The sequence below is a fragment of the Streptomyces sp. NPDC046335 genome (assembly GCF_055587985.1).
Genome location: NZ_JBVJFF010000002.1, coordinates 400,315 through 425,474, shown reverse-complemented (window position 1 = coordinate 425,474; position 25,160 = coordinate 400,315). Strand labels below are relative to the sequence as shown.

The 25,160-nt window shown below is 69.7% G+C and carries 22 protein-coding genes and 1 tRNA gene; 9 read left to right on the top strand and 14 right to left on the bottom strand.

Annotation, left to right across the window (positions count from 1 at the left end):
• Positions 1-96 precede the first annotated feature (96 nt).
• The 6 genes from pknB to ACZ6JY_RS05700 all read right to left on the bottom strand — a co-directional run bounded on the left by pknB (position 97) and on the right by ACZ6JY_RS05700 (position 8,312).
• Positions 97-2,133: a Stk1 family PASTA domain-containing Ser/Thr kinase gene (gene pknB, locus ACZ6JY_RS05725; RefSeq protein WP_469192578.1), complete on the bottom strand. Its 2,037-nt coding sequence runs from the start codon at positions 2,131-2,133 to the stop codon at positions 97-99.
• 168 nt (positions 2,134-2,301) lie between these two features.
• Positions 2,302-3,765, bottom strand: coding sequence for a peptidoglycan D,D-transpeptidase FtsI family protein (locus ACZ6JY_RS05720; protein WP_469192576.1), 1,464 nt, complete (start codon positions 3,763-3,765; stop codon positions 2,302-2,304).
• Positions 3,762-5,168 carry an FtsW/RodA/SpoVE family cell cycle protein gene (locus ACZ6JY_RS05715; RefSeq protein WP_469192574.1) on the bottom strand — a complete coding sequence of 469 codons (1,407 nt, stop codon included), beginning with the start codon at positions 5,166-5,168 and terminating at the stop codon, positions 3,762-3,764. Before ACZ6JY_RS05715 ends, ACZ6JY_RS05720 begins: the two co-directional genes overlap by 4 nt.
• A gap of 26 nt (positions 5,169-5,194) precedes the next feature.
• Entirely contained in the window at positions 5,195-6,745 is a 1,551-nt protein-coding gene (locus tag ACZ6JY_RS05710) for a Stp1/IreP family PP2C-type Ser/Thr phosphatase (protein ID WP_469192572.1), read from the bottom strand.
• A 123-nt stretch (positions 6,746-6,868) separates the two neighbouring features.
• Positions 6,869-7,387 carry an FHA domain-containing protein FhaB/FipA gene (locus ACZ6JY_RS05705; protein ID WP_469192570.1) on the bottom strand — a complete coding sequence of 173 codons (519 nt, stop codon included), beginning with the start codon at positions 7,385-7,387 and terminating at the stop codon, positions 6,869-6,871.
• Positions 7,388-7,397: 10 nt separating this feature from the next.
• Positions 7,398-8,312 carry an FhaA domain-containing protein gene (locus tag ACZ6JY_RS05700; RefSeq protein ID WP_469192568.1) on the bottom strand — a complete coding sequence of 305 codons (915 nt, stop codon included), beginning with the start codon at positions 8,310-8,312 and terminating at the stop codon, positions 7,398-7,400.
• A gap of 594 nt (positions 8,313-8,906) precedes the next feature.
• On the opposite strand from ACZ6JY_RS05700, the gene ACZ6JY_RS05695 reads away from it, so the two are divergent.
• From ACZ6JY_RS05695 to ACZ6JY_RS05680, 4 genes are all read left to right on the top strand, one after another.
• Positions 8,907-8,993: transfer RNA gene (locus ACZ6JY_RS05695), tRNA-Leu, on the top strand.
• Positions 8,994-9,208: 215 nt separating this feature from the next.
• Positions 9,209-10,768 (top strand): DUF2252 domain-containing protein, encoded by a 1,560-nt coding sequence (locus ACZ6JY_RS05690; RefSeq protein WP_469192567.1) that lies wholly within the window; start codon positions 9,209-9,211, stop codon positions 10,766-10,768.
• 375 nt (positions 10,769-11,143) lie between these two features.
• The gene (locus ACZ6JY_RS05685) at positions 11,144-11,899 is read left to right on the top strand and encodes a hypothetical protein (RefSeq protein ID WP_469193009.1); all 756 of its coding nucleotides are present in this window, start codon (positions 11,144-11,146) and stop codon (positions 11,897-11,899) included.
• A 70-nt stretch (positions 11,900-11,969) separates the two neighbouring features.
• A complete protein-coding gene (locus ACZ6JY_RS05680; protein WP_469192565.1) occupies positions 11,970-12,317 on the top strand; it encodes a rhodanese-like domain-containing protein in 348 nt (115 codons plus the stop codon).
• Positions 12,318-12,329: 12 nt separating this feature from the next.
• Here the strand turns inward: ACZ6JY_RS05680 and ACZ6JY_RS05675 are convergent, their stop codons facing one another.
• From ACZ6JY_RS05675 to paaA, 6 genes are all read right to left on the bottom strand, one after another.
• Positions 12,330-13,463 (bottom strand): acyl-CoA dehydrogenase family protein, encoded by a 1,134-nt coding sequence (locus tag ACZ6JY_RS05675; RefSeq protein ID WP_469192563.1) that lies wholly within the window; start codon positions 13,461-13,463, stop codon positions 12,330-12,332.
• Positions 13,464-13,564: 101 nt separating this feature from the next.
• Positions 13,565-14,641: a 2Fe-2S iron-sulfur cluster-binding protein gene (locus ACZ6JY_RS05670; protein WP_469192561.1), complete on the bottom strand. Its 1,077-nt coding sequence runs from the start codon at positions 14,639-14,641 to the stop codon at positions 13,565-13,567.
• Positions 14,641-15,147: a 1,2-phenylacetyl-CoA epoxidase subunit PaaD gene (gene paaD / locus ACZ6JY_RS05665; protein WP_469192559.1), complete on the bottom strand. Its 507-nt coding sequence runs from the start codon at positions 15,145-15,147 to the stop codon at positions 14,641-14,643. Before paaD ends, ACZ6JY_RS05670 begins: the two co-directional genes overlap by 1 nt.
• Positions 15,141-15,878, bottom strand: a complete 738-nt coding sequence (paaC, locus tag ACZ6JY_RS05660; protein ID WP_469192557.1) for a 1,2-phenylacetyl-CoA epoxidase subunit PaaC — start codon at positions 15,876-15,878, stop codon at positions 15,141-15,143. The genes paaD and paaC overlap by 7 nt, the downstream gene beginning before the upstream one ends.
• Positions 15,875-16,165, bottom strand: a complete 291-nt coding sequence (paaB, locus tag ACZ6JY_RS05655; protein ID WP_447038461.1) for a 1,2-phenylacetyl-CoA epoxidase subunit PaaB — start codon at positions 16,163-16,165, stop codon at positions 15,875-15,877. The genes paaC and paaB overlap by 4 nt, the downstream gene beginning before the upstream one ends.
• On the bottom strand, positions 16,162-17,199 hold the full coding sequence (paaA, locus tag ACZ6JY_RS05650) for a 1,2-phenylacetyl-CoA epoxidase subunit PaaA (protein ID WP_469192555.1): 1,038 nt from the start codon (positions 17,197-17,199) through the stop codon (positions 16,162-16,164). Before paaA ends, paaB begins: the two co-directional genes overlap by 4 nt.
• 183 nt (positions 17,200-17,382) lie before the next feature.
• Between paaA and ACZ6JY_RS05645 the strand changes: the two genes are divergently transcribed.
• The 3 genes from ACZ6JY_RS05645 to ACZ6JY_RS05635 are packed head-to-tail and all read left to right on the top strand — an operon-like array spanning position 17,383 to position 20,418.
• Complete coding sequence (locus ACZ6JY_RS05645; protein WP_469192553.1) at positions 17,383-18,306, top strand: DUF5819 family protein; 924 nt, start codon at positions 17,383-17,385, stop codon at positions 18,304-18,306.
• Complete coding sequence (locus ACZ6JY_RS05640; protein ID WP_469192551.1) at positions 18,303-19,589, top strand: HTTM domain-containing protein; 1,287 nt, start codon at positions 18,303-18,305, stop codon at positions 19,587-19,589. The genes ACZ6JY_RS05645 and ACZ6JY_RS05640 overlap by 4 nt, the downstream gene beginning before the upstream one ends.
• A gap of 49 nt (positions 19,590-19,638) precedes the next feature.
• Positions 19,639-20,418: a TrmH family RNA methyltransferase gene (locus ACZ6JY_RS05635; protein WP_469192549.1), complete on the top strand. Its 780-nt coding sequence runs from the start codon at positions 19,639-19,641 to the stop codon at positions 20,416-20,418.
• A 49-nt stretch (positions 20,419-20,467) separates the two neighbouring features.
• On the opposite strand, the gene paaN is transcribed toward ACZ6JY_RS05635, so the two are convergent.
• Positions 20,468-22,159, bottom strand: a complete 1,692-nt coding sequence (gene paaN / locus ACZ6JY_RS05630) for a phenylacetic acid degradation protein PaaN (protein WP_469192547.1) — start codon at positions 22,157-22,159, stop codon at positions 20,468-20,470.
• 196 nt (positions 22,160-22,355) lie between these two features.
• On the opposite strand from paaN, the gene ACZ6JY_RS05625 reads away from it, so the two are divergent.
• Both ACZ6JY_RS05625 and ACZ6JY_RS05620 read left to right on the top strand, forming a co-directional pair.
• Positions 22,356-23,867, top strand: a complete 1,512-nt coding sequence (locus ACZ6JY_RS05625; protein ID WP_469192545.1) for a 3-hydroxyacyl-CoA dehydrogenase — start codon at positions 22,356-22,358, stop codon at positions 23,865-23,867.
• Entirely contained in the window at positions 23,864-24,457 is a 594-nt protein-coding gene (locus ACZ6JY_RS05620; protein ID WP_469192544.1) for a TetR/AcrR family transcriptional regulator, read from the top strand. The genes ACZ6JY_RS05625 and ACZ6JY_RS05620 overlap by 4 nt, the downstream gene beginning before the upstream one ends.
• Before the next feature lie 79 nt (positions 24,458-24,536).
• On the opposite strand, the gene ACZ6JY_RS05615 is transcribed toward ACZ6JY_RS05620, so the two are convergent.
• A complete protein-coding gene (locus tag ACZ6JY_RS05615) occupies positions 24,537-25,046 on the bottom strand; it encodes an Lrp/AsnC family transcriptional regulator (RefSeq protein ID WP_469192542.1) in 510 nt (169 codons plus the stop codon).
• Positions 25,047-25,160 lie beyond the last annotated feature (114 nt).

The window sequence follows — 25,160 nt, the reverse complement described above, 5'->3', positions numbered from 1 at the left end:
CTCCCGCGTACGACGAAGCCCCGGTGACCGCCGCTGAGCGGTCACCGGGGCTTCGTCGTGCTCACGGGGCCTGTGCCCGTGCTCGGCGGGGGTTCGTCAGTCGTCCCAGCCGTGCTTGTCGCGGTTGTTGTCGCGGTTCGACATGCCGCCGATGAAGCCGCCGCCTCCGTCGTCTCCGCCGCCACCGTTGTTGCCGCCACCGTTGCCGTTGCCTCCCGCGGTGGTCAGGTTGACCGCGGTGCCCGGGGCGACCTTCTCTCCCGCGTTGGGCTGGGGCATGAGCACGAGGGCGTCGTCGTCCTGGGGCCCGGTGATGTTGCCGACCGTCAGACCGGCGTCCTCGATGGCCTTGCGCGCGTCCTTGAGCTTCTGCCCGGCGAGGGGCGGAACGGTGGCCTCCTCCGGCTCCTTGGCGACCTGGACGGTCACGGTGGAACCGGGATCGACCGACGAGCCGGCGGTGGGCGTGGTCTGGATGACCTTGCCCTCCTCGACGTCACCACTGGCGACGTCCTCGCGGCTCGGCACGAGGTTGCTGTCCTCGATCTGCTGCTTGGCCTCTGCCCACGTCTTGCCGGTGACGCTGGGAACGACGGACTGTGCCTTCTCCTTGGCGACGAAGAGCGTGATCGAGCTGCCCTTCTGCACCTCGGCACCGAAGACCGGGTCCGTTTCGAGCACCGTGCCCTTCTCCTCGGTGGACTCCCGGGACTTCGTCTCGACGTTGAACTGGTACTTGTCGCTCTTCAGCTTCTCGGTGGCCTCGGCGACCGGCGTGTTGATCACGTTCGGCACCGCCACCTTGGGCGCGCCCGTCGACACCGTCACCGTGATGGTGTCGCCCTTGTCGACCTTCGTGTGGGCTCCGGGGTCCTGCTCGCAGATCTCGCCCTTCGGGTACTTCTCGCAGGGCTCGCGCTCGCCGACCTCGATCTTGACGCCGACGTTGTTCGCCGACTCCTTGGCCTCCTTCACCGTCTCACCGACGAAGTCGGGGGCCTTGGTCGTGCCGTCGCCGCCCCCGTCCCCGGTGAAGGCCCACTTGCCGATGAGGATCGCGCCCACCAGGACGAGGATGCCCGCGATGACCAGCAGCCACGTCGACGTGTTGCTCTTCTTCTGGCGGCGGCCCCGGCCGTTCTCGTCGTAGCCGTAGCCCCCGTCGTCCGGGTTGACCGGCGGCAGCATGGACGTCTGGGCGCCGCCGCCCTGCGAACGCAGCATCGCCGTCTGCTGGTCGTCCCCGTGGCCGCCGTAGCCGACCGCGCCCATGGCGGCGGTGGCGGCGACCGGCTGGCCGTCCAGGCAGGCCTCGATGTCGGCGCGCATCTCGTCGGCCGACTGGTAGCGGTAGTCCGGGTCCTTGGTGAGGGCCTTCAGGACGATGGCGTCCATCTCCGGAGTGATCTCTCCGTCGAAGACGCTGGGGGCCTGCGGCTCCTCGCGTACGTGCTGGTAGGCGACCGCGACCGGGGAGTCCCCGACGAACGGCGGCCGCACGGTGAGCAGCTCGTAGAGGAGACAGCCCGTGGAGTAGAGGTCGGAGCGGGCGTCGACCTGCTCGCCCTTGGCCTGCTCGGGCGAGAGGTACTGCGCCGTGCCGATGACCGCGGCCGTCTGCGTCATGGTCATGCCGGAATCACCCATGGCGCGGGCGATGCCGAAGTCCATGACCTTGACCTGGCCGTTGCGCGTCAGCATGACGTTCGCGGGCTTGATGTCACGGTGGACGATGCCGCTGCGGTGGGAGTACTCCAGGGCCTGGAGGATGCCGATCGTCATCTCCATGGCCCGCTCCGGCAGCAGCTTGCGGCCGGAGTGCAGCAGCTCACGCAGGGTCGAGCCGTCGACGTACTCCATCACGATGTACGGGATGGAGACCCCGTCCACGTAGTCCTCGCCGGTGTCGTAGACCGCGACGATCGCCGGGTGGTTGAGTGAGGCGGCAGACTGGGCCTCACGGCGGAACCGGGCCTGGAACGACGGATCGCGGGCGAGGTCGACTCGCAGCGTCTTCACCGCCACGGTGCGGCCGAGGCGGGTGTCGTGCGCGAGGTAAACCTCCGCCATCCCACCGCGGCCGAGCACCTGACCCAGCTCGTACCGGCCGCCGAGGCGACGCGGCTCTTCCATAGCTAATCCAGCCCTCTCCGTCGGTCCCGACCGCACCGTTGTGTGGTCCGGCGGTGTGCTGTCCGGGCATACGGTACCCGGCTCGACTTACGTGACCCGGACACCACCGTCAGCCGATACCGGACCGGTACCGCAACGTGCACCGATGGGGAGTCGCCGTGACAGGGGTCACTTCTTGCTGTCGATGACTGCCTTCATCACGTCCCTGGCGATGGGCGCGGCGAGGCCACCACCGGAGATGTCCTGACGGCTGGCCTTGCTGTCCTCGACGACCACGGCGACGGCGACCGGCGAACCGGAATCCGTCTTGGCATACGAGATGAACCAGGCGTAGGGGTTCTTGCTGTTGGCGACGCCGTGCTGTGCCGTACCGGTCTTGCCTCCGACAGTGACGTTCGGGATCTTGGCGTTGGTTCCCGTGCCCTCGCTGACGACCGTCTCCATCATGTCCTGGAGCTTCTGGGCGTTCTCCTTCGACAGCGGCTCGCTCATCTCCTTGGGCGAGTGCTTCTCGACGGTGTCCAGGTTCCGGGCCTGCAGCTCATCGACCATGTACGGCTCCATGAGCGTGCCGTCGTTGGCGATAGCGGAGGCGACCATGGCCATCTGCAGCGGCGTCGCGGCCGTCTCGAACTGGCCGATGGAGGACAGCGCGGTCTGCGGCTTGTCCATGTCCTCGGGGAAGTTGGACGCGTTGGAGCGGACCGGCACGAACTGCTCGGAGTTGAAGCCGAACTCCTTCGCGGTCTCCAGCATCTTGTCCTTGCCGAGATCGGAACCGATCTTGCCGAAGACGGTGTTGCAGGACACCCGCAGCGCCTCACGCAGCGAGGCGTTCTTGCAGGGGATGTTGCCCTCGTTCGGCAGCGGCGTCGTGGTGTTCGGCATCGTCCAGGGCAGCGGCGAATCCGTCTTGCTGTCGATGTCGTCGTACAGACCGTGCTCCAGGGCGGCCGCCGCCGTGACCACCTTGAAGGTGGAACCGGGCGGGTAGGTCTCGCGCAGCGCGCGGTTGACCAGCGGCTTGTCCTTGTCCTTGTCCAGGTCGAGGAACTTCTGGGCCTCGTCGTTGGTGTTGCCGGCGAAGTCCCCCGGGTCGTACGAAGGGGTGGAGGCCAGCGCCAGGATCGCGCCCGTGGACGGGTCGAGCGCGGCGACGGCACCCTTGCCGCGGCCCTTCAGACCGTCGTACGCCGCCTTCTGCGCGGCACCGTTGAGAGTGGTGACGACATTGCCGCCCTCCTTCTTCTCGCCGGTCAGCATGTCGAGCGTGCGGCGGAAGAAGAGCCGGTCGTCGTTGCCGGTGAGGATGCCGTCGTCGATGTACTCCAGCTGGTTGGCGCCTATGCGCTGCGAGGAGTAACCGGTGACGGGGGCCCACATGGGCCCGTCCTTCCAGGTCCGCTTGTACTCCAGGTCGCTGCCCGGCGTCGCCTTGGAGCCGGTGATCGGCTTGCCGTCGACGATGATGTCGCCGCGCGGCTGGGAGTAGCGCTCGATGGTGACGCGGCGGTTCTTCTCGTGCTTGGCGAGGCTGTCGGCCTGGACGTACTGGAGCCAGTTGTCCCGGGCGAGCAGGGCGAAGACGAGCAGCCCGCAGAAGATCGCGATCCGGCGCAGGGGCTTGTTCACGGTCGGACCACCTGGGTCATCTCAGCATCGGGGCTCGGGGCGGGGGACGGGGCGGGGCGGCGCGCGGTGTCACTGATCCGGATCAGGATGCCGACCAGGGCCCAGTTGGCGATCACGGAGGAACCGCCGTACGCCAGGAAGGGCATGGTCATACCGGTCAGCGGGATCAGGCCCATGACGCCGCCGGAGACGACGAAGACCTGGATGGCGAAGGCCCCGGAGAGGCCGATCGCGAGGAGCTTGCCGAACGGGTCGCGGGCGGCGAGAGCCGTGCGGACACCGCGCTCGACGATCAGCCCGTAGATCAGCAGGATCGCCATGACACCGGCCAGACCCATCTCCTCGCCGAACGTGGCGAGGATGAAGTCGGAGTTGGCGGCGAAGCCGATGAGGTCGGAGTTGCCCTGGCCGAGGCCGGTGCCGAGGACACCGCCGGAGCCGAAGGCCATCAGGGACTGGGCGATCTGGTCACTGTTGTTCTGGATCACGGTGTCCGAGAACGGGTTCAGCCAGGCGTCCACACGCTGCTGCACGTGCGGCTCGAAGGAGGCCACACTCACCGCGCCGACGGCGGACATCAGCAGACCGAAGACGATCCAACTGGTGCGCTCCGTGGCGACGTACAGCATCACGACGAACATGCCGAAGAACAGCAGCGACGTACCGAGGTCGGTCTCGAAGACCAGGATGAGGATCGACATCGCCCAGACGACGATGATCGGGCCGAGGTCGCGGCCACGCGGCAGGTAGAGGCCCATGAAGCGGCGGCTGGCGAGAGCGAGCGCGTCACGCTTCACCATCAGATAGCCGGCGAAGAAGACGGCGATGACGATCTTCGCGAACTCACCGGGCTGGATGGAGAAGCCGCCGACGCTGATCCAGATCTTCGCGCCGAACACGTTCATACCGAGGCCCGGCACGAGCGGCAGGAGCAGCAGGACGATCGCGCCGACCATGGAGATGTACGTGTACCGCTGAAGGACGCGGTGGTCCTTCAGGAAGATCAGCACGGCCACGAAGAGCGCGATGCCGATCGCCGAGTACATGAGCTGGTTCGGCGCCGCCTGGACGAAGTTGTCGCGCTGTTGCAACCTCTCCGACTGGTCGAGCCGCCAGATCACCACGAGACCGAGGCCGTTGAGCACGGTGGCCAGCGGCAGCAGCAACGGGTCCGCATACGCGGCGAACTTGCGTACGACGATGTGGCCGACGCCTGCGAGCAGGCCGAGGCCCATCCCGTACCCGAGCATGCCGGACGGCAGCTTGCCATCAAGAGCGAGGCCTACGTTGATGTAGGCGAACAGCGGGATGACGACCGCGAACGCGAGCAGCGCGAGCTCGGTGTTGCGCCGGCTCGGCGCCCCGATCGCGCCGATCGTCGACGTGTGTGTAGTACTGCTCATGGCGTGCAGAGGCCCCCAACGGCTGCTTACTGCTTACCGCACAGCGGGACCAGCTTCTGCTCATCCTCGGAGAGGCTGGGGCCGGGTGTGGGAGTCGGTGCGGTCTTGGACTTGTTCTTGTCGGTCGTGCTGTTCTTGTCGTCCTTGTTCGTGCCGGACGACGGGACGGTCGGGTCCGGGGTCGGCGCCGTGCGCAGCCCGGTCGAGCCACCCGCCTCGCCCTCGCCGGTCTTGGCGTTGTTCTCGCGCTCGACCTCGCGGCGCTCGGCGTCCTTCTTGCACGCGGACGCCTGAAGGCCCAGCTCGTCGATCTTGCCCTGCGCCCCGCTCAGATCGCCCCCGGGAATGGTGGCCTCGACCTGCTTGCGCTGGTAGGGCGGCAGGTACTTGAGTTCGATCTCGGGGTGGTCCTTCTCGACCTTCGAAAGACTGACCCAGGCCAGGTCCTGGTCGATGCCCCGGTAGAGCGCGATGTGCTCGTCCTTCGTACCCACGTAGTACTGGGTCTGCGTCCAGCGATAGCCGCCGTAGAGACCACCGCCGATGACGGCAAGGGCCAGTACCGCGTAGAGCGATCTCTTGATCCACTTGCGGCCGCCGCGGGGCTTCACGAAATCGTCGTCGTCGTACGCCCCGAAGCTGCCCTCGGGGACATACCCCGCGGGGTCGCCGCTTCCGGGCGGCCCGAAGCCGCCTCCTCCGGAGGGCTGCGGCGGCACCGGACGGCCGAGCCCGGACGCGCGGCCCGCCGGCGTCTGCATGGCGCCGTCGTCCTGCGACTGGAGCTGGTTCTCCGCGACCGCGCCGACCACCACCGGAGTGTCGGAGAGCTGGCCCGCGAGGGTGTCGCCACTGTCGATGTCCAGGACATCGGCGACGATCACAGTGATGTTGTCGGGGCCGCCACCGCGCAGCGCGAGCTGGATCAGCTCCTGCACGGTCTCCTGCGGGCCCTGGTAGGACGCGAGGGTGTCCTCCATGGTCTGGTGCGAAACGACCCCGGAGAGGCCGTCCGAACAGATCAGGTAACGGTCACCGGCGCGGACCTCACGGATGGAGAGATCGGGCTCGACATGATCACCGCTGCCCAGCGCGCGCATCAGCAAGGAGCGCTGCGGATGGGTCGTGGCCTCTTCCTCGGTGATCCGGCCCTCGTCGACCAGACGCTGCACCCAGGTGTGGTCCTGGGTGATCTGCGTGAGCACCCCGTCCCGCAGCAGGTACGCGCGCGAGTCACCGACGTGTACGAGGCCCAGCCGCTGCCCCGTCCACAGGAGGGCGGTCAGGGTCGTCCCCATGCCCTCGAGCTGCGGGTCCTCCTCGACCATCAGCCGCAACTGGTCGTTGGCCCGCTGCACGGCCGTGCCGAGGGACGTCAGGATGTCCGAGCCCGGTACGTCGTCGTCGAGCGTGACGAGCGTCGAGATCACCTCGGAGCTCGCCACCTCACCGGCGGCCTGACCCCCCATGCCGTCAGCAATGGCGAGGAGACGAGGGCCGGCGTAACCGGAATCCTCGTTCCCCTCCCGGATCATGCCTTTGTGCGATCCGGCGGCGAAGCGCAAAGACAGACTCATGCGCACCTCGCCCGTCGGCTCCGGGTACATCCGCACGGTGCCCACCCTCCGGTCGGGAGCGCGCCGGCGTCCAGTGCCTGGACAGCCGCTTCGGCTCGCTCGCTCCGCTCGCTCATTGTCGTACTACTTCCGCAGCTCGATGACGGTCTTGCCGATGCGGATCGGCGCGCCCAGCGGAACGGGCGTCGGGGTGGTGAGTCGGGTCCGGTCCAGATAGGTGCCGTTGGTGGACCCGAGATCCTCGACGATCCACTGGCCGTCACGGTCCGGATAGATCCTGGCATGCCTGCTGGAGGCGTAGTCGTCGTCCAGCACGATCGTGGAGTCGTGCGCACGGCCCAGCGTGATGGTCTGCCCCTGCAGCGCGACCGTCGTCCCGGCGAGGATGCCCTCGGAGACGACGAGCTTGCTGGGAGCGCCACGACGCTGGCGGCCGCCACCGCTCTGCTGCTGGCGCTGCGGCGCTGGTGCCGCTTGCTGTTGTTGGCGAGCGGCCTGCTGCGGCCGCTCGCGGCGCGAACCGCGCTGTGTGACACGCGTTCCGAACAGGTCGCTGCGAATGACCTGGACGGCCACGATCACGAACAGCCACAGAACGGCCAGGAAACCTAGCCGCATGACCGTCAGGGTCAGCTCTGACATTGCCCCCGCTTCACCCTTCGGCTTGCCGATAAACGATGGTGGTTTGGCCCACGACGATCCGCGAGCCGTCGCGGAGCGTAGCGCGGGTGGTGTGCTGCCCGTCTACCACGATGCCGTTGGTAGACCCGAGATCCTGGATCGTCGAGGGCGTTCCGGTCCGGATCTCACAGTGCCGACGCGATACGCCGGGGTCGTCGATCCGCACATCGGCGTCGGTGCTGCGTCCCAGCACCAGCGTCGGGCGGGAGATCTGATGGCGGTTGCCGTTGATCTCGATCCAGCGCCGCACCTGGGCGCCCGGAAGGGGGCCGGCTCCGGGGCCCGCGGGCCTGCTCGGAACCGGGGACTGGCCGCCGGGGCGGCCCGCGCCGGGCGGCGGTGCCGCCGGCATGGGAGGAGCACCGGCGCCGGGAGCACCAGGAGCGCCGGGAGCGCCGGAAGGCGGCTGCGGATAGCCATAGCCGCCGCCCGCGCCGCCACCGGCACCACGGCCGGGGGCCGCGGCGCCGCCGGGCACGGGGCCCGCGGGGCTCTCGGGAGACTGGGAGGAGCTGGAGGCGAGCGTCCGGCTCCGCACGCGGTACAGACCGGTGTCGAGGTCGTCGGCCTTCTCCAGGTGGACCTTGATGGGCCCCATGAAGCTGTAGCGCTGCTGCTTGGCGTAGTCGCGCACCATGCTGGAGAGCTCGTCGCCGAGCTGCCCGGAGTAGGGGCTGAGACGCTCGAAGTCGGGCGCGCTGAGCTCCACGATGAAATCGTTGGGGACGACGGTCCGCTCGCGGTTCCAGATCGTGGCGTTGTTGTCGCACTCCCGCTGGAGGGCGCCGGCGATCTCGACGGGCTGGACCTCGGACTTGAACACCTTGGCGAAGGTGCCGTTGACCAGACCTTCAAGTCGCTGTTCGAACTTCTTCAGGACTCCCATGGGGCACCTCCTCCGTCGTAGTCATCCTGGTACTGCTTACTGATCGTATCCACGCGCCGGGAAATCGGCTGGTTCCCCCTGTCCGCACGGTCGACGAGTGTCGCCTCTCACAAGAACTCCCCGCACCTGCCCCGAAGATCCTCCCAGGACCCTGACGGAACCCTGATTTTCGGGCCCGGGAACCCTTCCGGGCAGCTGCTCGGTACGCCTGCTCGAGCTTCCTCTTACCCGGGATCGTAGAGGGGGCTCAGAGTCAGTGTCCCGCACCTGGCCGTGGAGCCGGTCCCGCGCCCTTCCGTCGGCGGGGCAGGGGGCGAGGCAGGTACGGATGTGGCTCTGGACGGGGCTGTGGTCGGGGGTGTGGTCGGAGGTGTGGCCGGGGGTGTGGATCTCTCGCACATTTTTCGACGAGTACGGACCGTCGGGCGTGGTCGGAGCCGCATCTCCGCCGCATCTCCGCCGCGTCGCGGCCGGGACCCTTGATGCAGGTGCCCGCCCCGAACGGATGTGAATCCACCCGGAGCAGCGTGCTAATCTTCTGGATGTCGGAAGGCGCTCGCAGCACACCGCGAGAGGCCCAAAGGCAACACCCATGCGCGGGTGGCGGAATAGGCAGACGCGCTGGATTCAGGTTCCAGTGCCCGAAAGGGCGTGGGGGTTCAACTCCCCCCTCGCGCACCATGAGGAAGCGGTCCTCCCCGGATGAAGATCCGGGGAGGACCGCTTCTTTTTGTGTCTGCGGCTGCCCCTTCGGCGGGGCTCGTGACGGCCCGGCCACTTCCCTCCGGGGGCGTCGTGATGTATGTCACCCGAGTTATCCACAGGCTCTGACGGCCGTCGGAGCCCGGCGGTACCTTCAAAGCCAGGTCGACGGACGATCGGCGGGGGGCGATGACATGGCGAAGCAGGACGGGTCCGGAAGCAGGGCCGGGGTGAATGGCACCGGGTTGACCGGGACCGAGCCGAGTGGGACTGGGGCGGGCGGGACCGAGTCGGGCGGGACCGGGTCGGGCAGGGCGGTGCCCGGTCCGCGGGGGCGGCGAGCAGGACGGCTGCCGAGCGTGCCGGGGTTCGCGCAGTGGCCCGCGCAATCGGCACCCGGGACCGGGTCGCCCAAGAGCGAGGGCAAAACGATACGAGCGCGGGTGCCCCGCGGTGCGCACGCGGAGTTCCAGATCCGTGACGGACGGCCCGACCCCGTGACCGCCGTGCAGAAGACCAACCGCGGCAGACTCCCCGAGCTCACCCCCATCAGGACCGGCAGGATGGCCGCCTCTCCTTTCGCCTTCCTGCGCGGCTCCGCCGGTCTCATGGCGCACGACCTGGTGGCCACGCCCCACACCGGCATAGGCACGCAGATATGCGGAGACGCGCACGCCGGGAACTTCGGGCTCTACGGAGACGCGCGCGGCGGCCTCATCATCGACCTGAACGACTTCGACGAAACGGCGCACGGCCCCTGGGAATGGGACCTCAAGCGCCTCGCCGCCTCCCTGGTCCTGGCCGGGCGCGAGGCGGGCGCGGGCGACGACGTCTGCGAGGCCGCCGCACGGGACGCCGTCGGCGCCTACCGCCGCACCATGCGCCTGCTCGCGAAACTCCCCGCCCTGGACGCGTGGAACGCCATCGCCGACGAGGAGTTGGTCTCGCACACCGACGCTCGTGACCTGCTCGGCACCCTGGAGAAGGTCGCGGGAAAGGCCAGGCAGAACACGAGCGCCCGGTTCGCCGCCAAAGCGACCGAGCGGGTCGAAGGCGCCGACGGTTCCGAGGGACGGCGCTTCATCGACGCCCCGCCCGTGCTGCGACGCGTCCCGGACGCGGAAGCCGCCGCCGTGGCCGGCTCGCTCGGGGAGTATCTGCGCACGCTGACGGAGGACCGGCTGCCGCTGCTCGCTCGGTACGCGATACAGGACGTGGCATTCCGCGTCGTGGGCACAGGCAGTGTCGGCCTGCGGTCCTACGTGGTCCTGCTGCTCGACCACCGGGGCGAGCCGCTGGTGCTCCAGGTCAAGGAGGCGCGGACGTCAGCACTGGCCCCGCATCTGCCCGAGGCCGGCTTCAAGGCACCCGAGGCGATGCACGAGGGGCACCGCGTGGTGCTCGGCCAGAAGCGGATGCAGGTCGTCAGCGACTTCCTGCTCGGCTGGACCACAGTGGACGGCCTGCCCTACCAGGTACGGCAGTTCAGGAACCGCAAGGGCAGCGTCGACCCGGCGGCCCTGTCCGCCGACCAGGTGGACGACTACGGCCGCATGACAGGAGCCCTGTTGGCCCGCGCCCACGCGCACAGCGCGGACCCACGGCTCATAGCCGGCTACTGCGGCAAGAACGACGAACTGGACGAAGCGATGACCCGCTTCGCCAAGGCATACGCGGACCGCACGGAGAAGGACCACACGCTGCTCGTCCGCGCCGTCAAGGAAGGGCGGGTGGCGGCTGAGGCGGGGGTTTGAGGGCGCGATGGGGGTGGGGGGACGGGGTGGGGGGGAGGGAGGGGGGAGCCCCCCCCAGCGCATGTGGTGCGGTGTGGTGCTGCGGCTGGCCGCAGCCGCCGATGGCAATCGCCGTTGCACGGCTGTCGTGGCCGTGTTTCCGGGGCGGGGCGCCGCGTGGCCTAGGCTGGACGAGTGACGACGCCGGAAGCCGAGCCTACGCAGCCTGAGACGCCCGAGACCTCCACCGAGGGAGCGCGGCAGCTGGGTGCTGATGGGCGGCTCAAGGACCAGCTCAAGGAACGGCTCAGGGCACGCTCCGAGGAGCGCCGGGAGCAGGCCGCCGCGTCCGGGGCTGAGCCTGCGGAGGAGCCCGTCGAGCGGCCTGAGGCGCGGCTGGAGCGGGCGGTGCGCGCCGCTGAGCAGGCGTTGATCGAGTACGAGATCGCGTTGGAGACCTTCCGGGTGGAGGTCGAGAACTTCTCCCGCCTGCACCACCAGAAGCTCGGCCCGATGTACGCGCGCCTCGACGAGCTGGACGCACGGATCGCCGAGGTGACCGCCGAGCGCACCGGCGATCCCGAGGACGTGCGCCAGGCGGAGGAGGCGCGGGCGCGGGTGATGCCCATGCCGGGTGTCGAGGAGCTGTTCCACGGCTGGATGGACGGCGAGGGGCTCTACCCCGAGGCCGCCGCGATGCTCACCGACCAGTCCGTGCGGCCGCCGCAGCGGGTGCGCCCCGGCGAGGAGGCCCGCAAGCTCTACCGCGAGCTGGCCCGCAAGGCCCACCCCGACCTGGCGCAGGAGGAGGACGAGCGGCAGCGGCGCGAGGAGTTCATCACCCGTGTCAACGCCGCGTATGCCCGGGGTGACGCGGCGCTGCTGCGGGAGCTGTCCGAGGAGTGGGCCGCAGGGCCCGTTCCGGAGGAGATGCGGCTCACCCGCAGTGAGGAGCTGTACGCGCGCCTGGAGTGGCTCGCCCAGCGCAAGGAACTGCTGTCCGTTCTCGCCAAGGAGCTGGAGGAGAGCGCGATCGGCGGGATGCTGCGGCTGGCTCCGGATGACCCGGACGCGCTGCTCGATGAGATCGCCGAGCAGCTCCTCGCTCAGGTCGCCGAGCGCGAGACCGAGCTGGAGCGGCTGACCGCATAGCGCGGCGCTCGTGGGTTTCTTCGGGCGCAGTGCTGCCCGGGGCTCGGCTTCGGTCGGGTAGCGTCGGGGTATGGCTTTTGGATCAGGTGTGCCCACGGTCGGTGTCGACGATCTCGCGGACGGCGATTTTCTGCTGGATGTCCGTGAGGACGACGAATGGCGGGCGGGTCACGCCGCGGGTGCGCTGCACATTCCGATGAGCGAGTTCGTGTCCCGCTACGGCGAGTTGACCGAGGCCGCCCCGCAGGACGGCAGGGTCAATGTGATCTGCCGGTCCGGTGGCCGCTCCGCCCAGGTCACGATGTATCTGGCGCAGCAGGGCATCGACGCCGCGAATGTCGCGGGCGGCATGGAGGCCTGGGTCGCCGCGGGCCGCCCGGTGGTCGATGCCAAGGGTGAGCCGGGTTCGGTCGTCTAGTTCGGCTGCTGGTCAGCTGAGTGCGTGGGCGGCGAGCAGGTCGCCCAGGGCTTCTTCGTGGGCCGCTGCGGGGCCGAGGGACAGCTCCAGCTGTTTGGCCCAGGCGTGGTAGCGGTGCAGGGGGTAGTCGGTGTCGGCGCCGAAGCCTCCGTGCAGGTGTTGCGCCGTCTGTACGACTCTTCGTACGCCGTCCGATGCCCAGATCTTGGCGACCGCCACGTCTCCGGCGGTGGGCAGGGCGCTGTCCGCTCCGGTACTGATGCGCCAGGCGGCCTGCCAGAGGGTGGCTTCCATGGCCCGTAGGTCGATGTAGCGGTCGGCGGCCTGCACCGCTACTGCCTGGAATGTGGCGATGGGGTGGCCGAACTGTTCGCGCTTGCTGGTGTAGGCGCTGGTCATGCCGAGCACGCCTTCGCCGAGGCCCAGGGCGAGCGCGCAGGTGCCTGTGGCGAGCAGGTCGCGCAGCCGGTCCCAGGCTCCTTCCGCTTCGATGATGTCGGCGGGGCCGAGGCGTACGGCCTCCAGGTGGAGTTCGCCGAGGCGCTCGCCACTGGTGGAGATCTGTTCGCCGAGGGTGAGGCCTTCGCAGTCGCGGGGGATGAGCGCGACGACGGTGTGGCCGTCGGGTGTGTGGGCGGGGGTGAGGATGAGGTCGGCGTTGTGTGCCCAGGGCACGGCTGTCTGTAGTCCGTTCAGGGTCCAGGTGTCGCCGTCGCGCTGGGCGGTGGTGGCGAGTTCTGCCGGGTCGTGGCCGGTACTGCCGTTGGCCGCGACGGTCAGGATGATTTCCCCGCGGGCCGCCCGGGGCAGGATCCGCTGCCGCGATTCGGCGTTGCCGTGTGCTTGTACGGTCGCCGCGGCGGCGCTGCTCTCCAGCAGCGGAATCCGTGCCAGTACTTTCGCCGATTCGCGGAGTGCCAGGCACAGGGCGATGACGTCGAGGTCCACGCCGCCGTGGTCCGTGCCGATGAGCAGGCCGAGCAGGTCGGAGTCGGCGAGCTTGGCCCACAGGGCGCGGTCGAAGTCCTCGGCGACGGCGCCGGGGGTGAGGGCCGGGCTCGGCACCCTGTCCGGCGCGACGTCGGTGAAGACCGCTTTGGCCGCTTCGACCACGGCCTGCTGTTCCTCGGTGAAGGTGAAGTCCACAGCCTGTCCTTCCGCGCACCGGCCTCTATCTGATGGGTCGTCAAGATAGAACAGGTTCTAGAGGAAGGGAACACCGCCGCCGTGTCCGCCGGCCGGTGGGTTCAGCGGTCGAAGTCCAGCTCCACGGTGTCCGTGGTCGGACGGGACTGGCAGGCCAGTACGTACCCGGCTTCGGTCTCCTCCGGTTCCAGTGCGTAGTTGTGGTCCATCCGGACCTCACCCGAGACCCGGAAGGCACGGCAGGTCCCGCAGACTCCGCCCTTGCAGGCGTAGGGCGCGTCGGCGCGGTTGCGCAGCACCGTTTCGAGCAGGGTCTCGCCGCCCTGGACGGGCCAGGTGCCCGAGCGGCCGTCGAGGGTCACGGTCACCGTGCTGTGCGCGGGTGCGGTGGTCAGCGACGCGGTGGGGGACGCGGTGGCTACGCCTCCGTCCACGTGGAATATCTCCTCGTGGATGCGTCGACGGGCCACGCCGAGATCACGCAGAGCGCGCTCCGCGCCCTGCACCAGGCCGAGCGGGCCGCACAGGAACCAGCCGTCGACCTCCGCCACGGGCAGCAGTGCCGGCAGGAGCCGTGCGAGGCGCTGCTCATCGAGCCGACCGGAGTCGAGGCCCGCCTGTTGTTCCTCGCGGGAGAGCACGGTCACCAGTTGGAACCGTCCTGGCCAGCGGTCCTTGAGGTCGGCCACCTCCTCGAGGAACATCGTCGAGGCGGTGGTGCGGTCGCTGCGTATGAGACAGAACTGGGCTTGCGGTTCGCGCTCCAGAAGCGTCGTGACGATGGAGAGCACGGGTGTGATGCCGCTGCCGCCGACTATCGCCGCATAGCGGCCGGGTGCCGGGTCGAGCGTGAAGCGGCCCGCGGGGGTCATCACTTCCAGCTCGTCGCCGACGACGAGCTCCTTGAAGGCGTACGTGGAGAAGGCGCCGTCCTCGACGAGCCGCACGCCGACCTTCAGTGTCCCGGGGCCGGGGGCGTCGGCGCGAGGGGCGGGGGAACAGATCGAGTACGTACGCCGGATCTCCGTGCCGTCGGCGGTGCGGCGCAGGGCGAGGTGCTGGCCCGGGGTGAAGCGGAACTCCTCGCGCAGCGGTGGCGGCACGTCGAAGGTCAGCGTCACGGAGTCGTCGGTGAGCCGGTCGACGGCCGCTACCCGCAGCGGGTGGAAGCGGGCCATCACAGCTCCTTGAAGTGGTCGAAGGGCTCGCGGCAGGAGGTGCAGCGGCGCAGCGCCTTGCAGGCGGTGGAGGAGAAGCGGCTGAGCAGCTCGGTGTCGGTGGAGCCGCAGTGCGGGCAGCGGATCGAGAGGCTGAGCGGCACGGGGCCGTCCGCCGGGTGCGGGCGGGGAGGCGCTATGCCGAACTCCGCGAGTTTGCGGCGGCCTTCGGTGCTGATGTCGTCCGTCGACCAGGCGGGGGAGAGCACGGTGCGCACCGTGACCTCGGCCACGCCGTGCTCGTGCAGCACTTGCTCGATGTCGGAGGACATGGCTTCGATCGCCGGGCAGCCGGTGTACGTCGGGGTCAGCTCGACGTCGACCTTGCCGGGCGCGACGATCCTGACTCCGCGCACCACGCCGAGGTCGGCGAGGGACAGCACGGGCAGCTCCGGGTCGGGCACCGATCCCGCGAGGGCGAAGAGCTCCGCCTCCAGGGCGGTGGGCGTGGGCGTGGTGGTCACCATGACGCCCCCGGGTGGCTGCGGTGCAGGTGCTGCATCTCGGCGAGCATGCGTCCGAACGGCTCGGTGTGCAGGCCCTGGCGTCCGGCGCCGGCCGTCCATGCGCCGCTCTGCGGTCCGGGGGGCACGGTGAGTGTCGCCCGCTCGATGACCGCTGTCACCGAAGCCGTCCAGCTTTCTTGCAGTGCCGTGCTGTCGACGTCCAGGCCGGCTATGGGCTGGAACATCTCGCCGGTGAACCGCCACAGGGCGTCGAGGCCGCGCTGCATGCGGGCGTGGCTCTCGGCGGTGCCGTCGCCGAGGCGCAGGGTCCACTGCTCGGCGTGGTCCTGGTGGTAGGCCACTTCTTTGACGGCCTTCGCGGCCAGGGGTGCCAGCTCGCCGTCCGAAGCCGCCAACTGCCCGTACAGCAGCGTTTGGTAGGTGGAGAAGTAGAGCTGGCGGGCGATGGTGTGGGCGAAGTCGCCGTTCGGCTGCTCGACGAGCTGGAGGTTGCGGAAGGCGCGCTCCTCGCGGAGGTATGCCAGCTCGTCCTCGTCGCCGACCGAGGAGAGCAGGATGCGGGCCTGGCCCAGGAGGTCCAGGGCGATGTTCGCCAGGGCGACCTCTTCTTCGAGGACGGGGGCGTGTCCCGCCCACTCCCCCAGGCGGTGCGAGAGCACCAGGGCGTCGTCTCCCAGGGCGAGGGCTGCGGCCTCGGCCCGGCTGTCCGTCGGAGTCGATGTGGTGGTCACAGGTGCTTCACTCCCTCCGGGATGTCGTAGAACGTCGGGTGGCGGTAGGGCTTGTCGCCCGCCGGCTCGAAGAAGGAGTCCTTCTCGTCGGGCGAGGAGGCGGTGATCGCGGTGGAGGGCACGACCCACAGGGAGACGCCTTCGCTCCTGCGGGTGTAGAGGTCGCGGGCGTTGCGCAGGGCCATCTCGGCGTCCGGCGCGTGCAGGCTGCCCGCGTGGGTGTGGGAGAGGCCTCGGCGGGAGCGGACGAAGACCTCCCACAGCGGCCAGTCGGTCGAGCTGTTCATGCTGTCGCCTCTCCGTGCGTGATGACGGCTGCGGCCGCACCCGCGGCGCTCGCTTTCTTCGTGGCGTACGCGGCCGCGGCATCCCTGACCCATGCGCCTTCCTCATGGGCCTGCCTGCGCTGGGTGATGCGCTGGTCGTTGCAGGGGCCGTTGCCCTTGAGGACGTCCCAGAACTCGGTCCAGTCGATGGGTCCGAAGTCGTGGTGCCCCCGTGCCTCGTTCCACGCCAGGTCCGGGTCCGGGAGGGTCAGGCCGAGCGACTCGGCCTGGGGAACGCATATGTCCACGAAGCGCTGGCGCAGCTCGTCGTTCGAGTGGCGTTTGATCTTCCATGTCATCGACTGCTCGGAGTGCGACGACTCGTCGTCGGGCGGGCCGAACATCATCAGCGAGGGCCACCACCAGCGGTTCACCGCGTCCTGCGCCATCTCGTGCTGGGCCTCGGTGCCACGGCTGAGGGCGAGCAGCGATTCGTACCCCTGGCGCTGGTGGAAGGACTCCTCCTTGCAGACGCGGATCATCGCGCGTGCGTAGGGGCCGTACGAGCAGCGGCACAGGGGGACCTGGTTGGTGATCGCGGCGCCGTCCACGAGCCAGCCGATCGCGCCTACGTCGGCCCAGGTCAGCGTGGGGTAGTTGAAGATCGAGGAGTACTTCTGGCGGCCCGAGTGCAGCTTGTCGAGCAGTTCGTCGCGGCTGGTGCCGAGGGTTTCGGCCGCGCTGTAGAGATACAGGCCGTGTCCGGCCTCGTCCTGCACCTTGGCCATGAGGATCGCCTTGCGCCGCAGGGAGGGGGCGCGCGTGATCCAGTTCGCCTCCGGCTGCATGCCGATGATCTCTGAGTGCGCGTGCTGTGCGATCTGCCTGACCAGGGACGCGCGGTAGGCATCCGGCATCCAGTCGCGCGGCTCGATGCGCTCGTCGGCGGCGACCGCCTCGTCGAAGGCGGCCTGCTGCTCCGCCGTGCGCGCGGCCGTCGACCCGGCCCCGGCGGGCTCCGTCTCGGCCGCTTTCTGTGCGGCTGCTGTGACCATTTCGGTCCCCCTCGACCTGAGCGAACCGCCCGACCGATCGTTCGGTTCGTTGGATTCAATGGTGCGGCGCGGCGCCATAAGGTGTCAACCCTGTGGATAACTTCACGGACGCTGTGCGCGGCGGGCAGGCCTGAGTACCGTTCCGGCGGCAGGGTGTGGAGCGGATTCGGGGAACGGGGCGGAATGAGCGGGTACGACAAGGACTCCGGCGGTGGGTCCGCCGGACCTGACGGGCCCGGTTCGGCGAATGAGCCACGACCGGCTTCCACGTCGAGCGCGTCCGCCGAATGGGTGGCGGTGGGGCGCTCAAAACCGGAACCTGAACCCCCGCACCCGTACCCGCCCGCAGGCCCAGCCCAAGCCCTTGGCCCAGACCCAGCCCCTGACCCGGTCCCCCCGCCCCGCATAGGCATCGCCGGCCTCAAGCTCGGCCATCAGATCGCCGCCGCCTGTGCCCTCGCGTTGATCGCCGTGGCCGCGTGCGTCCACGTGGCGATGCTCTTCCTCCACGTAGCCCCCTCGAACACCGCGACCAAGCAGCACGGCGATGTGATCGACGAGTGGATCTATCCCGAGTTCGAGCAGAACTGGAAGCTGTTCGCTCCCAACCCCCTCCAGCAGAACGTCGCCGTGCAGGTCAGGGCGGAGCTCGACACGGCGGAGGGGACGGTGGCGACCACCGACTGGTACGACCTCTCGGCGCAGGACGGCGCCGCCATCGACGGCAATCTGCTGCCCAGCCACACGCAGCAGAACGAGCTGCGCCGCGCCTGGGACTTCTACGTCGGCTCGCACGACACGCAGAATCGCCCCCTTGGCCTGCGCGGGCAGCTCTCGGAGGACTACGTCCGCCGTATCGCGTACATGCGGCTCGACCGCGAACGCCCGGGCGGCGAGGGCGACAAGATCGTGCGCGTGCAGGTGCGCTCCAGGACGACGAACGTGCGGCCCCCGAAGTGGAGCGAGGAGAAGGTGTCCACGAAGCCGGTCTACCGCCAGCTTCCGTGGTGGACGGTGACCCCGGACGACCTGCCGCTCACCGATGGGGCAGGCGACAGGGACGCCGCTGACGGTGGGCGCGCGGCTGCGAAGGGAGTCGGCCGGTGACCCGTATCGAACGCCCCCTCGCGCGCGGAATCGGCAATGTCACCGGGTTCGCCCTGGGTCCGTACCAGACGGCGATCGTGCGCATCGGCTTCGCCGCCACCTGGCTCTTCTTCCTGCTGCGCGAACTCCCCCACCGCCATGAGTTGTACGGGCCGGACAGCCCCTGGAAATGGGACATGGCGCAGCAGCTCATCGCGGGCAACGGTGCCTTCACCGCGCTGATGTGGTCGGACGGGCGCGTCTGGTTCGAGATCGTCTACGCGGTCGCGGTGCTGAGCAGTGCGCTGCTGATGCTCGGCTGGCACACGCGCGCCATGTCCGTTCTCTTCATGGTCGGTGTGCTGTCGCTGCAGAACCGCAGCATCTTCATCGGTGACGGCGGTGACAACGTCATCCACCTCATGGCCACCTACCTGGTGCTCACCCGGTGCGGTCAGGTCTGGTCCCTGGACGCGCGGCGTGCCGCACGCGCGCGTGTACGCGTCCATGTACGTATACGGGACGAGGGGGCTGAGGGGGACACGGACGCGGCGGCGGTTGGGCGAGCTGCCGGAGTGCCGGTCGACCGGGTGGGGCCCGTTCTGTGGTCGGTGCTGGGCCTCACGCTGGCGGTCGTGACCTTCATGGGCGAGCTGAGCGGCCGCTGGCTGGTCATCTTCTGGGGGATCCTCGCGGTGCACGGCCTGTGGTGGGCCGTGGGGCGGCGCGCCCCGCACGGTGAGCTCCGCAAGCTCCTCGACGTCGTCGCCAACCTCGTCCACAACGCGGGGCTGCTCATCATCATGGTCGAGGCCTGCCTCATCTACGCGACGGCCGGCTGGTACAAGGTCCAGGGCAGCCGCTGGCAGGACGGCACGGCCGTCTACTACCCGCTGAACCTCGACTACTTCTCCCCGTGGCCCGCCCTGTCCGGGCTGCTCGCCTCCCACGGCTTGATCCTGCTGGCCGTGACATACGGGACGGTCATCGTGCAGGTGGCCTTCCCCTTCACCCTCTTCAACCGCCGGGTCAAGAACGTCCTGCTCGCGGCGATGATGTTCGAGCACGCCGTCATCGCGGTCGTCCTGGGGCTGCCGTTCTTCTCGCTCGCGATGATCACCGCCGACGCGGTGTTCCTGCCGACGTCGTTCCTGCGGCGCCTGGGCGGCTGGGCGGCACGCGCGCGTGACGGGGTGAAGGACCGTGTCTCGTCCCGTCTTCCGCGCCGTGACGCCGTGCCCGAGCAGCGGGCCGGCGACCGGTCGCAGGGCACGGAATCGGTCGCAGGGCACGGAATCCGCTGAACACGCGCGCGTAGGCTTCACTTGAGCACGCGCGCGTAGGCTTCACTCCATGAACAGCACTTCCGGGGCGGACCCGGGCGACGCCGTGCGTACCTGGCGCGGGCTCGCGGACACCTGTGTGCTGCTCGACGGCTTCCACGCGATCAAGCACGCACTGCGCTTCGGCGCGCGGATTCCGGCCGCGCTGACCAGCGACAGGGCCGGTGTGCTGGCCCTCGCGGACGAGCTGGCGCCGGATGTGCGGCGGGCGCTGGAGACCCTTGTGGTGCCGGTCGAGGACGAGCGGCTGCGCGCGCTGGTGCCGCGTCTGCACCCCACGGCGGTCGCCGCCCTCGCCGAGCGCCCGCCACGTGCCGACAACCTGGAGGCGCTGGGGCGCCTGCCGAGGGCCGCGCCGGTCATCGTGCTCGACGATCCCCGCAACCTCGGCAACGCGGGCGCCGTGATCCGGCTCGCCGCCGGATTCGGGGCGACCGGTGTCGTCACCACCGGAACGCTCGACCCCTGGCACCCGACCGTCGTACGCGGTGGCGCGGGTCTGCACTTCGCGACGGCCGTGGAGCGGATGGAGGTCACCGCGCTGCCGCCGGGGCCGGTGTTCGCGCTGGACGCCGAGGGCGAGGACATCCGGGGACTGAAGCTCCCCGACGACGCCGTGCTCGCCTTCGGGTCCGAACGCAGCGGCCTTTCGGCGGCGCTGCGCGAGCGCGCGGACCATCTGGTGTCGCTGCCGATGCGTCCGCAGGTCTCCAGCTACAACCTGGCGACGAGCGTGGGCATGACGCTGTTCCACTGGTCGGCGGGCAGGCCTCCCGGATCGGAGGCCTGAACCCGCCGCCGGCCGGGCCTGCCGATCGCGGGCCCGGACGGCGGCGGCGTCACGCGTCCTTGCGGATCTCCACCACGCGGAAGCGGTTGGCCACGAACGCGCTGTCGCACAGCGCGGCGTTCGCCGCCGGGTTGCCGCCCGAGCCGTGGAAGTCCGAGAACGCCGCCGTCTGGTTCACATAGACGCCGCCCGTGAGGTTCAGCGACAGCTGGGCGCACTCCTCCAGGCAGGTCTCCTCCACGGCCGATGCGACCTCTTCCGACGTGGTGTACGCGCCCACGGTCATCGCTCCCTTGGTGCGCACCGTCCGGCCGAGCAGCCGCACCGCGTCCGCCGCCGAGTCGACGGCGACCGCGAAGGAGACCGGGCCGAAGCACTCGCTGAGGTAGGCCGCCTCGGCGTCGGGCTTCGCGCCGTCCAGCTTGACGATCACCGGGGTGCGGACCACGGCGTCCGGGAAGTCGGGGTTGGTGATCTCCTTGGAGGAGAGGGCCACCTCGCCGAGCCCGGAGGCCGCTTCGAGGCGGGCCTTCACGTCCGGGTTGACCAGGGCGCCGAGGATGCCGTTCGCCCGGGCGTCGTCGCCGAGCAGGCCGCTGACCGAGGCGGCCAGGTCGGACACCACCGCGTCGTAGGACTTGGCCCCGGCGTCCGTCTGGATGCCGTCGCGCGGGATCAGCAGGTTCTGCGGGGTGGTGCACATCTGCCCGCTGTACAGCGACAGGGAGAAGGCGAGGTTCGCCAGCATCCCCTTGTAGTCGTCGGTCGACTCGACGACGACCGTGTTGACCCCGGCCTTCTCGGTGTAGACCTGCGCCTGGCGGGCGTTGGTCTCCAGCCAGTCGCCGAAGGCCGACGACCCGGTGTAGTCGATGATCTTGATTTCGGGGCGGGTGGCGAGCGTCTTGGCGATGCCCTCGTCCCGCCGCTCCGCGGCCAGGCACACGAGGTTCGCGTCGAAACCGGCCTCGGCGAGGACCTCGCGGGCGATCCGCACCGTGAGGGCGAGCGGCAGCACCGCGCGCGGGTGCGGCTTGACCAGGACGGGGTTGCCGGTCGCGAGCGAGGCGAAGAGGCCGGGGTAGCCATTCCACGTCGGGAAGGTGTTGCAGCCGATCAGGAGCGAGATGCCGCGCGCCACGGGCGTGAACCGCTTGGTCATCGCGAGGGGGTCGCGCTTGCCCTGCGGCTTGTTCCACTCGGCGGTGCCGGGGGTGCGTGCCTGCTCCGCATACGCGTACGCAACCGCTTCGAGGCCGCGGTCCTGGGCGTGCGGGCCGCCCGCCTGGAAGGCCATCATGAAGGCCTGGCCGCTGGTGTGCATGACCGCGTGCGCGAACTCGTGGGTGCGGGCGCTGATCCGCGCCAGGATCTCCAGGCAGACCACCGCGCGCGTCTGCGGGCCCGCGTCCCGCCAGGCGCGCATTCCGGCGCGCATCGCCGGCAGCAGGGTGTCGATGTCCGGGTGGGGGTACGTGATGCCCAGCTCCGGTCCGTACGGCGAGACTTCGCCGCCCACCCAGTCGTCGGTGCCGGGCTGGTCGAGCTCGAAGCGAGCGCCCTGGAGGGCGTCGAAGGCGGCCTTGCCCTCGGGCAGGCTCAGGCTGCCGTCCTCGCCGTAGGCCTTGGGGTGCTCGGGGTGGGGGGACCAGTACGCGCGCGTGCGGATGGTCTCCAGCGCCTGATCGAGCGTGGGCCGGTGCTTCGCGATCAGCTGTTGCGCGGTGAGTTCGACGGCCATGGCAGGACCAACTCCTCGTCGGTCAGCTCTCCATCGAGCTGGCGAGCTGGGGCAGGAACAGTGGGCAGGGACTGTCTGTCAGGGCTAGAGTAACCGAACGATCGGTCGGGACAAGAGGGTCCGTCAAACCTGTGGACAACTTCTCCACGCCACCCCAGGAACGCCGGCCGGCGGACCGTGCGGGAGGATCGCGAGCATGACAGCACTCGAGCTCAGCAGCGCCGTTGCCGTCGTCGGCACCGGAACCATGGGGCAGGGCATCGCACAGGTCGCCCTGGTGGCGGGCCACCCCGTGCGGCTGTACGACGCCGTGCCGGGCCGCGCCGAAGCGGCGGCCGACGCGATCGGTGCCCGCCTCGACCGCCTCGTCGAGAAGGGCAGGCTCACGGCCGGGGACCGCGCCGCCGCGGGCGCCCGGCTCACCCCTGCCGGTGACCTCGCGGAGCTCGCCGACTGCGGACTGGTCATCGAGGCGGTACTGGAACAGCTGGACGTCAAGCAACAACTGTTCCGGGAGCTCGAAGACGTCGTCGCCGAGGACTGCCTGCTGGCCACCAACACCTCATCCCTCTCCGTGACCGCCATCGCCGGCGCCCTGCGGGAGCCCGGCCGCTTCGTGGGACTGCATTTCTTCAACCCCGCGCCGCTGCTTCCCCTCGTCGAGGTCGTCACCGGCTTCGCGACCGATCAGAAGGCGGCCACGCGCGCGTACGCGACGGCGAAGGCGTGGGGCAAGACTCCGGTGCGCTGCACGGACACCCCCGGCTTCATCGTGAACCGCGTCGCCAGGCCCTTCTACGCCGAAGCGCTGCGCCTGTACGAGGAGCGGGTCGCGGATCCCGCCACGATCGACGCGGTCCTGCGTGAGTGCGGCGGCTTCAAGATGGGCCCCTTCGAGCTCACCGACCTCATCGGGCAGGACGTCAACGAAGCCGTCACGCGCTCCGTGTGGGAGTCGTTCTTCCAGGACCCCAAGTTCACCCCCTCCCTCGCCCAGCGGCGCCTGGTCGAGTCGCGGCGCCTGGGACGCAAGTCGGGCCGGGGCTGGTACGCGTACGGGGACGACGCCCCGCACGCGCAGCCGCACACCGCGGAGCCCGCCGAAGCCCCCCGCTCCATCACCGTGCACGGCGACCTCTTTCCCGCGGACGCCCTGGCCGACCTGATCGAGAAGGCGGGCATCCAGGTCCGGCACGGGGAGGACGCGCCGAGCCACCCCGGCCACATCGAGCTGCCCAGCGGTGCGCGGCTCGCCCTGGCGGACGGTTCCGGCGCGGACACCGAGGCGGAACCGACCATCCACTTCGACCTCGCGCTCGACTACCGGGAAGCGGCCCGCATCGCGCTCTCCCCGTCGAGCAGGGTGGGTGAACAGGGCCTGAAGGAGGCGATCGGCCTCTTCCAGGCGCTCGGCAAGAAGGTCAGCGTCATCGGGTACGCCCCGGGGATGATCGTGGCCCGCACCGTATGGATGCTCGTGGACTTCGCCATGGACGCCGTCGGGCGCGGGGTGGCGGACGCCGAGGACGTCGACACCGCCATGCGCCTCGGTGTGAACTACCCGCTCGGCCCGGTCGAATGGGGCCGCAGGCTCACCACGTACCGGGTGGCCGGGTCGCTGGAGCTGTTGCACGAGGAGTACCCCACAGGGCGCTACGCCCCGTCCCAGGCCCTGCGGCGCCAGGCCGTGCGAGAGGAACACTCATGACCACCGCCCGGCGGGACACCTACACCCCGGAGACACTGCTGAACGTGGCCGTCCGGGTCTTCAACGAGCGCGGTTACGACGGTACGTCCATGGAGCACCTCTCCAAGGCGGCCGGCATCTCCAAGTCCTCCATCTACCACCACGTGACGGGCAAGGAAGAGCTGCTGCGCCGTGCGGTGAGCCGGGCGATCGACGGCCTCTTCGGCATCCTCGCCGAGGAGCACGCGCGCGTGGGCAGTGCGGTCGAGCGTCTGGAGTACGTCACGCGCCGCACCGTGGAGGTCCTCGTCGCCGAACTGCCGTACGTGACGCTGCTGCTGCGGGTGCGCGGCAACACGGACACCGAGCGGTGGGCCCTCGAGCGGCGGCGGGACTTCGACCAGCAGGTGGCCGAGCTCCTGAAGGAAGCCGTCGCGGACGGAGATCTGCGCTCCGACGTCGAGCTGCGCCTCGCCACCAGGCTGCTCTTCGGAATGATCAACTCCATCGTGGAGTGGTACCGGCCGGAGAGCCGGGGCGCGGCGAACGGCGAACAGATCGCCGACGCCGTGGTGCAACTGGCCTTCGCGGGCCTGCGCACCATCCGCTGACACACCATCCGCTGACACACCGCCCGTTGGTACACCCCCTGCCGGAGGACGCCCGGCCGCCCGTGGCCCGCCGACGGGTCTAGTTCTCCGCCTCCAGGTCGTCCTCCTCGAAGACCAGCAACGTACGCGTGCTGAGGACTTCGGGGATGGACTGGAGCCGGGTGAGCACCAGCTCCCGCAGGGCGCGGTTGTCCGGCGTGTGCACCAGGAGCAGTACGTCGAAGTCACCGCTGACCAGTGCGATGTGGGACGCACCGGGAAGTGCGCGCAACTGCTCGCGCACCGTGCGCCAGGTGTTCTGGACGATCTTGAGCGTGATGTACGCGGACGCGCCCTGCCCGGCGCGCTCGTGGTTGATGCGCGCCCCGAAGCCCCGGATGACGCCGTCGTCGATGAGGCGGTTGATGCGTGCGTAGGCGTTGGCGCGGGAGACGTGGACACGCTCGGACACGGACCGTATCGACGCGCGACCGTCCGTATGCAGGATCTGGAGGATGTCCCGGTCGATGGCGTCCAGAGGCCGGGGTTCCGGCGGCTGCGGTTCCGGGCGATCGCTCTCGGGCCGGTCGGCCATTCGTTCAGATGCCATGTCCCCCCGCCTCCCTACCATGGACGTACTGCATCCATCCCAGGCTGTGGAGAACCGTTTGTCCACAGCCTGGAGGTGCCTGTAGCCAAAATGTGCTGACGACCGAACAATCGG